This is a genomic window from Lentzea indica (genome assembly GCF_012184385.1).
GTDB classification, from domain to species: domain Bacteria; phylum Actinomycetota; class Actinomycetes; order Mycobacteriales; family Pseudonocardiaceae; genus Lentzea; species Lentzea indica.
On sequence record NZ_VSRL01000320.1, the window covers coordinates 1 to 9,132 of the forward strand.

Below are 9,132 nucleotides of genomic sequence, written 5' to 3' on the forward strand. Positions count from 1 at the left end.
ATCGGGCCGCGGCAGCGCCCGGCGCCGCCGCGAGCGTGGCACCGGCCAGTGGGATGGTGCCGAGCAGTCCGAGTACTGACCGCCGGGATGTCGAGATCGGCATCGAGACTCCTCGTGGGTGCGGCATGGACGCGTCATCTCTACCGGTGGGCACAGCCGGCGAGCCGATGGCGAATCCATACAAGATACATAGGTGGTCGCTGCGAGACTGGTCCGGTGCGGGTACTGCTGGTCGAAGACGAGCAGCCGCTGGCTGGTTACATCGCCGCCGGGCTGCGCAAGCACGGCTGCGCCGTGGACATCGCCCCGGACGGTCGGATCGCTCTCGACAAGATCGAAATCACGCCGTACGACGTGGTGGTGCTGGATCGGGACCTTCCAGTGGTCCATGGCGACACCGTGTGCCGGCGGGTGGTCGAACGCGGCACGTCGCGCGTCCTGATGCTCACCGCGTCGGGCTCGGTGGAGGACCGCGTGGAGGGGCTCACCATGGGCGCGGACGACTATCTGGGCAAGCCGTTCGCGTTCAGCGAGCTGGTTGCCAGGGTGCGGGCTCTGGCTCGGCGCACCGGCCCGGCCAGGCCGCCGATCCTGCGGGCCGCGGACGTGCTGCTCGACCCCGCACGGCGGGTCGCCGAACGCGACGGGCGGCTGCTGCACCTGACACCGAAGGAGTTCGGTGTGCTCGAACGGCTCCTCGCCGCCGGGGGAGCGGTGGTCAGCGCCGAAACCTTGCTGGACAAGGTGTGGGACGAGCACGCCGACCCGTTCACCAACGCGGTCCGGATCACCGTCGGCACCTTGCGGCGCAAGCTCGGTGAACCACCGGTCATCCAGACCGTGACCGGTGCGGGCTACCGGATCGGACCATGAAGTGCCGGCTCAGCGCTCGCGGCCGGCTCACGATCCTCTACACCGCTCTGGTTCTCGGGGCGGGTCTCGCGATCGCCGGGCTCACCTACGTCCTCGTCGGGCGTGCTCTCGCCGACCGGCCCAGGACCTTGAGGCTCTTCGGTCCACTGGACGCCTCGATCCCGCCCGTTCCCGACCCCGGCGTCGAGTTGGCGGCAATCGACCGGCTGCACGCCGACACGCTCGCGCAGCTGCTGACCCAATCCCTGATCGCCCTCACGATCGTCGGCGTGCTCGCCGCGGTGCTGAGCTGGGTGGTGGCAGGCCGGGTACTGCGGCCGATTCGCACGATGTCCGCGACCGCACAGCGGTTGTCGGCGGAGAACCTGTCCGAGCGGGTACCCGTCACCACGCCGGCCGACGAGCTCGCCACCCTGGCTGAAACGGTCAACGGCATGCTCGATCGCATTCAGTCGGGCGTCGCCGAACGGGACCGGCTACTGCACAGCCAGCGCATGTTCGTCGCCAACGCGGCCCATGAGCTGCGTACACCGTTGACCACGATGCGCACCGCCGTCGAGGTGACGCTCGACGGCAAGCCCAGCAACGAGGAGCTCCTCGTCATGGCCGGCGACGTCCGTGACGCGGTCGCGGACAGCCAGCGCACCCTGGACGGATTGCTCGCCCTCGCGCGTAGCCAGACCGGACTCGCCAGACGTCAACAGGTCGATCTCGCGGACGTCGTCACCAGGATCATCGAGGCAGCCCGCGGTCAGGCCGAGGCTGGCCGAGTCGAGCTGCGTCCGGCACTGAGGCCGTCCGCGGTCATGGGCGATCCTGTCCTGCTCGACCGCATGGTCAGCAACCTCGTCGACAACGCCATCCGATACAACGAGGCCGGTGGCAACGTCGTCGTGTCCACCGGCCTGGTCGCGGGACGTGCCCAGTTGCGGATCGTCAACACCGGCCAGCACGTCGCCCCCGCCGCGGTGCACGATCTGTTCACCCCCTTCGTCCGGGGACGGGCGAGCCGTCCCCATGACGATGGCGGGCTCGGACTCGGCCTGTCCATCGTGCGCGCGGTCGTCGACGCCCATCAGGGGCAACTGACCACGGATGTCCCCGCGGCCGGCGGGCTGGACATCACCACCGGCTTTCCTGGCGCCCGGTGATCAGCTGCTGAACCTTCTGTGCGATCGGTTGCACGCCACCTCCACCCGGACCAGCATTGGCCACATTGGACAGTGCGGCGAGGGTGTAGCCGTCATCGGGGTAGATCTGCAACCAGGCACTGGCGCCCGGTGCGCCCCCGTTGTGCCAGATGATTCGGTGACCGGCGACGGTGAGGTCACTGCAGCCGTAGGCGTAGCGGTCACCGAAACCGGTCGGGACCTTGCCGGTCGTCACCTGGGCGGTGTGGGCGGCGTCGAGGAGGCGGTGGCGCATCAGGGCATGCGCGAACGACACGAGATCACCGGCGGTGGTGTAGAGGCCGCCGGCACCACTGGGGTGGTCGGGCGGGAAGGACTGGCCGTCGAGGGCGTAGCGGGTGGCGATCCGCGGATCGTCGTGTGCGGGCTGGGTGAGCTGGGTGTGGGACATCCGGCCCGGCGTGAGGATGACGTCGCGGATCACGGACCAGTACGGGCGGCAGGCAGCCTGCTCGATCATCATCGCGGCGCAGGAAGCCGGCGTTGGTGTAGGACCAGCGTTCGCCCGGCCTCCCGGCCAGTTGCAGGGTTTCGAGCACCGGCAGGTAGTCGACAGCCCGGCCGGTGCGGGCACCCGGCGGCGCCCCAGGGCTGACCGCGGGGAGCGCGGCCGTGTGAGTGAGCAGTTGGTGCAGGGTGAGCGGGTGCAAGGCGGTGTTCCGAAGCCGCGGCACGGCTTCTCCGAGCGTGGTGCCGAACGCCATCAGTCCATTTTGGACGATGCGGGCGGCGGCGACACCGGTGAGGAACTTGCCGATCGACGCCGCGGTGAATCGGGTAGCGGCTGTGTTGGACGTACCGGTAGCCCGGTTGGCGAGTCCATGTGCGGCGGAAAACACCCTGCTACCGCGGTGGTCGAGCTGGACCGTGCCGGAGAACTGACCCCGGTCGGCCAGGTCGGTGACGAACCGGGACAGCTCGTCCGCAACAGACCTCGCGCCGGCCACCGAGGTGGCCGGTGATCCCGCGGCCACCCAGGCGCCGGCCAGAACGGTGGCGCCCAGCAGGCTCCGTCGTGTAATCACGCATCCTCCACTTTTTGGGGTAGGACACGGGTTTACCCAAGCAGCCCGATCGACGGCCGATCGTCGAACCATAACCCGATCATCTCTGGGCTTGGAGGAACTCGGGGATGTCGGATTTGGTGGGGTAGTTCGGCAAGGGGGCCGGCTTGTTCTGGAGGAATGCGTCGACGACGGCGAAGGCTCGTTCGTTGTTGTCGTCGAGGCCGTTCCACATGCGGTGGCCGACACCGGGCAGGTACTGGGTTCGTTCGATGGCGGCGTCCTCAGCCAGGATGGTGGTCGCCCATTGGCGGATCTGTGAGGAGCACTCGCCGATCATCAGCATCGCGGAGATGCCGGAGCGCCCCAGTTGCGGGGCGATCGACGGTGAGTCCTTGATCGTTTGCTGGATCCGCAGGCTGGCGGCGGGACTGAAGGAGAAGTTGGCTGCCGTGTCCTCGGCGGGGATGCGGTGAGCGTCCTTCGCGCAGTAGGCGGAGGCGGTGTCGCTGCCGAGGTCCGCGGCGGTGAAGGCGTTGGCGCCTTCGGCCTGCCCGACCAGCCTGCTGTCCGGCGAGAGGACTCCCAGTCGCATGAGACCGAACGCGACGGCATACCTGGGGACGTGTGTGGCGCGTGGTCCGCTCATGGCCGGCGCGAGGCCGCCCGCGTTCGGGCGTCCTTTGTGGCCGGTGATCCCCGCGGTGGGGCCGTCTGCCGGGCCGGGTTCGACGATGATCGCTTTGTGCACGCGGGCGGCGGCGTGCGGCTCGGCGAGTGCTCGGGTGAGTATGACCGCTCCTGCGGAGAATCCGAGGATGTCGACCTGGCCCTTGTTCAGGTGGTCGATGAATGCCGCGAGGTCGCGGACCGACCTGGAGATGCTGTACTGGTCCATCGGTAGCAGGTCACTTCGCCCGCCGCCGGGCTGCTCGTAGGCGTACACGTCGTAGCCCTGCCGCGCCAGATGTTGCAGGAACCGGTGGTCGAGCACCGAGATACCGCGGACGGGTCCACCGTGGAGGTACACCAGCGGTCTTGCCCGGCGGGTGCTGCCTGGGGCAGGCGGGTGGTGGTACACCGCGACCCGGCTTCCCGTGGCCAGACTCCAGTGCTGCGTCGCCACGAACGGCAGGTCTGCCGGATATCGCCGATCAGTGGGCACGCTGGGGACGCAGACCGATCCGGTCAGCGCCGCCGCGACGACGACCGGGAGGAATGGCACGAGTTTGCGCCGCCCGGCACGACGGCGACTGCGCCACAACGCGGTGGCGGCCGCGCCTCCGAAGGTCACCAACCAGGCCAGGAGGCCGGAACCCGCACCGTCGGTCAGGACGATCAGTGCGAAGAAAAGGCCGGCCAATCCCACAACGGCGGCCAGGGCCAGTCCCAGACGGCCGGCGATGCGGGCAAGACGAACAAAGGCGCTGGGCGTCATGGGTTCTCCTGCGTGAGGTTTCCAAACTAAGTTTCAAAACTAAGTTAGCAGGCGAGCTAGACTGGTCAACATGGGTCGGCCGAGGACGAACGACGACACGGTGCGAGAGCGGCTTGTCGAGTCGGCCACCGAGTTGTTCGCGACGCGTCCGCTCGAGTCGATCACGGTCCGCGCCCTGGCCGGCGCCGCCGGAGTGGCGACGGCGGCGGTGTACACGCTGTTCGGCAGCAAGGACGCACTGATCGCCGAGGTGCGCAACAGAGCGGTCGCAGGGCTGTTCCACGACGTGGCGGCGGTGCCGACCTCCGACGATCCGCTCGCCGATCTACACGCCCTCGCCGTCGCCTACCGACGCTGGGGAAGCACCCACGGCAACCTCTACATGGCGTTGTTCGGCGGCGTGCAGACCTTCGACCCGTCGGGCGCGATCGGGACCGAGGACCCCGTCCGGCCACTCCTCCACGCCATCGACCGCGCCCTGGCAGCATCCCTGCTCGCCGGTGACGCGACGTCCATCGCGCTCTCGTTCTGGGTGACCCTGCACGGACTCGTGACGCTCGAACTGGCGGGAGCGCTCAATCCAGCCACAGCCGAGACCGCGTTCCGAACGGCAATCCCGGCAACACTCCGCGGCTGGACACCCTCGGAAGCGGACCGAACTCTCCAACACAACGAAACCACCCAGGCGCGGTGATGCCCGGCCGACAGCCCAGCCGCGCCGCTCAGAACACGAACGACCGCCACGTCCCACCGCACCTCGGCGACTCCGTGCCTGACTCGAGCCCGCGACACGAACCACGCGACGAACTGGTCGACGGCTGCCGCCTGCTGGAGATGACCGCCAGCGATGACCCCGCCAGGATGGCAACAAGGCGGACGACCGCCCGCGCGCGAGTTCCGTCAGCCAGCCGGTGACACCACCATCGGCGGGTCCTCGCCGACTTGAGCGGCGAACATCCCGAACACGGCCGGGCCAGGTGTGCCGCTACTGATGGACATCACGGCCCACGCCGGTTCCACCTGGCCTGTCAAGGCTCGCCGCGGGGCCTGCTGTGGAACATCCATGTAGGACAGAGCCCGGCCAGATGGATCATCGGGCCGGGCTCTGGTGTGGTCCGCGCGTGGCCGCTGGTGGATCAGCGGCTGGCAATGGGACTAGGCGGGGACGATGTTCTCCGCCTGCGGGCCCTTCTGGCCCTGCGTGATGTCGAAGGAGACCTTCTGGCCTTCCTGGAGTTCACGGAAGCCCTGAGCGGCGATGTTCGAGTAGTGGGCGAAGACGTCGGCGCCGCCGCCATCCTGCTCGATGAAGCCGAAGCCCTTTTCGGCGTTGAACCACTTGACGGTTCCGGTGGCCATGGTGCACTCCAAGCATGAATTTGGCGCCCGCATTGTGCGGGGCCGGGTGATCCGCCATGGCCGGAGACACCGAACAGCAAACGCCCGTGACCTGTGGTCACGGGCGACCGGTACTTCGGAACCATGGCAGATGGCATCACGCTACACCGCGGACCTCTCATGACCTGCCCACTCACCAAGATCATCCGCTCAGGTGTCGTCATAGCGGTCGCAACATCTCGGGTCAGTACAGCTGGTCCTGCTCGGCCGGTCCTCGGCGGCCAAGGATGTCGAGTTGTTGGTGCTGCGGCATGAGGTCGCCGTGCTGCGCCGTGCCCATCAACGCCCGCGATTGGACTGGGCCGATCGTGCGGTGTTCGCGGCATTGGTGCGACGGCTACCCGTCTGGTTGCGGGATCACCGGTTGGTGTGGCCAGGCATCGTGCTGCGGTGGCATCGTCGTTGAGGGGATGGCGCGGGAGAATGCCGCTTGGGGTTACCGCCGTATCCAAGGCGAACTGCTCAAGCACGGACACCGGACAGCTGCATCGACCGTCCGCCGCGTACTCAAGCGTCTGCGGATACCGCCCTCGCCGAGCCGGAACACCGACACGTCCTTGCTGCGGTTCCTCCGTGCCCATGCGCCGTCACTTGTTGTAGAACTCGTTCCCGATCCGCGCGGACACGTTCGGTTGCCCAACGAGGACGACGAGATCGTCGACCGGCTGGCTGCTGTGCAGGCTTGCGCGCGCAACTTGGTGGTCTTCAGGTCCACCTTCTTCAAGAAGCCGCTCAGACTCCTCCGCAGCAGGGACCGTAGTTCATGGCGTGGCATCTGCGGGGAGGATCACCGCATTGCGAAGAGGGAGCATCAGCGCTTCGGTGGCGCTGTGGTGCCGCGCACGATGAGCTGGGTCTTGCGGATGACGTGCTTGGCTTCGGTGCGCCCGTCGTCAAGACGTTCGATGGCGCTTTCGACGGCGGCCTCGGCGGTGCCGCTGATGTCCTGACGCACTGTCGTCAGGTCGATGTGCGGTAGCTGCGCGGCACGGCTGCCGTCGAACCCCACCACGGAGACGTCGCCCGGCACGGTGAGACCGAACCGGCGGAGTGCGTGCACGATGCCGACAGCGCATCGGTCGTTGCCCGCGAAAACCGCCGTCGGAAGAGGGTCGCAGCGGAGTAGTTCGCGTGCGGCGAGAGCACCGGACTCCTCGGTGTAGGCGCCTGGGATGATCGTGGCCGGCAGGCCGTGTTTGCGCATGACGGCGCGGTAGCCCCGGCGCCGGTCGGCGGCGCCCGCCTTGACGCCGCCGTCGACGTGCACGATGTGGCGGTGTCCGAGCTCCACGAGGTGTTCGACGGCGAGGCGCGCGCCTCGGCTGTCGTCGGAGGAGACGGTGTCGAACGCGTCGCCGCGCAGGTGCGGGCCCACCGCGACCAGAGGCACGCGGGCCGCGAGGCGGGTGACCTCCGCGAGCGTCGCGTCACCGAGCAGCAGCACCGCTGCGGTGCGGAAGCCGAGCAGTTCCTCAACTGCCTTCGTCATGGCGCGGGTGGGCGTCTGTGCGCCGAGCACGACGTCGTAGCCGTGTTTCTCCGCCATCGGGTAGATGGCCTCGATCAGGTCCACGTGGAAGGGCTCGGCCGGGGTGTAGAGGACGCCGAGGTGCCTGCTGCGGTGGCTGCGCAGGAGTTGGGCGGCGGTGTCGGGGTGGTAGCCCAGTTCGGCCGCCGCCTGGAAGACCCGGTCCCTGGTCTCCTGGCTCGCGCCTTCCTTGCCGCGGAACACGATGGAGACGAGAGCGCGCGACACGCCCACCTTGGCGGCGACATCGGCCATGGTGGGGTGTCGGTTCGGACGACCGGTGTCGCCGGTGTTCGGCATGGGCACCCTGCCTCCTCTTCGCGCGCTCTCGTTCACCATATCGGTGCCTAGCACGTGCTAGGCGGGCGGCTCGCCGGATCAGCCGACCTTGACCGCGACCCCGGCCCCGAGCGCCGACTCGACGACGGCGTCCAGCACCTCCAGACCGCGGACCGCGTCGTGGAACGACGGGCACGGCGGAAGCTCGCCACCGCCCGAGATCTGGTCCAGGAACGCGCGGGTCTGGTAGACGAACAGGTCGCCGGTTCCGAGACCGACACCGCCGGCGTCCATCGGGACACCGCGCCGGATGTACGGGTGCTCCGGGCCGACGATCACGCGGCGCTGTCCGTTGACCTCACCGCGGGGGCTGTTGTCGGAGAACAGGAACTCTCCCGTCCGCTCGAGATCGAACGCCGCGGAGCCGGCGGTGCCGAAGACCTCGAACGCCAGGCCGTTGCGCAGCCCGTGGGCGACACGCGAGGTCGAGAACGTGCCGATGGCTCCGCTGGCGAACCGGGCGGTGAAGGTGGCGACGTCCTCGTTGCCGACGGGCTCGGTCTCGCCGGTCAGCTCGGCGCGCTCGTGGCCCATCGTGACTCCGGCGGGCACCGGGCGTTCGCGGATGACCGTGAGCAACGTGCCGCCGCTGACCTCGACGATGGGGCCGCACAGGAACTCCGCCGTGTCGACCATGTGGCTGCCGGTGTCGGCCAGCACACCGGAGCCGGGGCCTCCCCGGTACCGCCACGACATCGGGGTGAGCGGGTCGAGCGCGTAGTCGTACCAGGCGTGGCCGTTGTAGTGGATCAGCTCGCCGAGATTCCCGGCGCGGATCTCGTCTCGGACGGCGCCGATGCCGGGAGCCCGGCGGTAGGTGTAGCCGACGACCGCCACCCGGTCCGTCCGGTCGGCCGCGGCGGCCATCGCCTTGGCGTCCTCCACCGTGGGTGCGATCGGCTTCTCGCACAGGACGTGTTTGCCCGCGGCCAGCAGTCCTTCGATGATCTCGCGGTGCAGGTGGTTGGCGACCACGACGCTCACCGCGTCGATGTCGTCGGCCTCCGCGACCGCGCGCCAGTCGGTGTCGACGCGGTCGAACCCGTAGCGGCGGCGGGCGTCCTCGGCGAGCTGCTCGTTGGTGTCCACGATGGACACGAGTCGCACGTCGGGGGAGTCCGTGCCGAAGACGGTGCCGGCCGAGCGGTAGCCCGCGGCGTGAGCACGGCCCGCCATACCCGCGCCGATCACTGCGACACCGATGGAACCACTTGTCATGCTTCACCTTCCGGGGATGTGGACACCAAGGCGCCCAGTTCGGGCGCTTCCAGCCGGTCGAGCTCGTGTCGGAGCTCCTCGAGCTCCGCGCCACCGGCCATGTGCAGGGTCAGCGCGTCGAGCGTGAGGTCGCGCCGGGCAGCG

Annotated in this window: 8 protein-coding genes and 1 pseudogene; 3 read left to right on the forward strand and 6 right to left on the reverse strand. The window is 68.9% G+C overall.

Features of this window, described 5'->3' with window-relative positions; all coding sequences use genetic code 11:
* The first annotated feature begins 216 nt into the window (after window positions 1-216).
* A complete protein-coding gene (locus FXN61_RS43780) occupies window positions 217-873 on the forward strand; it encodes a response regulator transcription factor (RefSeq protein WP_167979732.1) in 657 nt (218 codons plus the stop codon).
* On the forward strand, window positions 870-2,024 hold the full coding sequence (locus tag FXN61_RS43785; protein ID WP_167979733.1) for a sensor histidine kinase: 1,155 nt from the start codon (window positions 870-872) through the stop codon (window positions 2,022-2,024). Before FXN61_RS43780 ends, FXN61_RS43785 begins: the two co-directional genes overlap by 4 nt.
* Here FXN61_RS43785 and FXN61_RS54935 read toward each other — a convergent pair.
* The 3 genes and pseudogenes from FXN61_RS54935 to FXN61_RS43795 form a co-directional block, all read right to left on the reverse strand.
* The gene (locus tag FXN61_RS54935) at window positions 1,996-2,526 is read right to left on the reverse strand and encodes a serine hydrolase domain-containing protein (protein WP_281360864.1); all 531 of its coding nucleotides are present in this window, start codon (window positions 2,524-2,526) and stop codon (window positions 1,996-1,998) included. The two genes, FXN61_RS43785 and FXN61_RS54935, sit on opposite strands and share 29 nt — an antisense overlap.
* Window positions 2,527-2,548: 22 nt before the next feature.
* Window positions 2,549-3,160 (reverse strand): annotated as a pseudogene (locus FXN61_RS56770) (serine hydrolase domain-containing protein); the annotation flags it as partial.
* Window positions 3,161-3,167: 7 nt separating this feature from the next.
* Entirely contained in the window at window positions 3,168-4,505 is a 1,338-nt protein-coding gene (locus FXN61_RS43795; RefSeq protein WP_167979735.1) for an alpha/beta hydrolase, read from the reverse strand.
* Between the two features lie 70 nt (window positions 4,506-4,575).
* On the opposite strand from FXN61_RS43795, the gene FXN61_RS43800 reads away from it, so the two are divergent.
* Window positions 4,576-5,199, forward strand: coding sequence for a TetR-like C-terminal domain-containing protein (locus FXN61_RS43800; RefSeq protein ID WP_167979736.1), 624 nt, complete (start codon window positions 4,576-4,578; stop codon window positions 5,197-5,199).
* A gap of 461 nt (window positions 5,200-5,660) precedes the next feature.
* Here the strand turns inward: FXN61_RS43800 and FXN61_RS43805 are convergent, their stop codons facing one another.
* From FXN61_RS43805 to FXN61_RS43820, 3 genes are all read right to left on the reverse strand, one after another.
* Window positions 5,661-5,864, reverse strand: a complete 204-nt coding sequence (locus tag FXN61_RS43805) for a cold-shock protein (RefSeq protein ID WP_030475722.1) — start codon at window positions 5,862-5,864, stop codon at window positions 5,661-5,663.
* Between the two features lie 850 nt (window positions 5,865-6,714).
* Window positions 6,715-7,731 carry a LacI family DNA-binding transcriptional regulator gene (locus FXN61_RS43815; protein ID WP_246292968.1) on the reverse strand — a complete coding sequence of 339 codons (1,017 nt, stop codon included), beginning with the start codon at window positions 7,729-7,731 and terminating at the stop codon, window positions 6,715-6,717.
* A 78-nt stretch (window positions 7,732-7,809) separates the two neighbouring features.
* The gene (locus FXN61_RS43820; protein ID WP_167979737.1) at window positions 7,810-8,988 is read right to left on the reverse strand and encodes a Gfo/Idh/MocA family protein; all 1,179 of its coding nucleotides are present in this window, start codon (window positions 8,986-8,988) and stop codon (window positions 7,810-7,812) included.
* Between the last annotated feature and the right edge of the window lie 144 nt (window positions 8,989-9,132).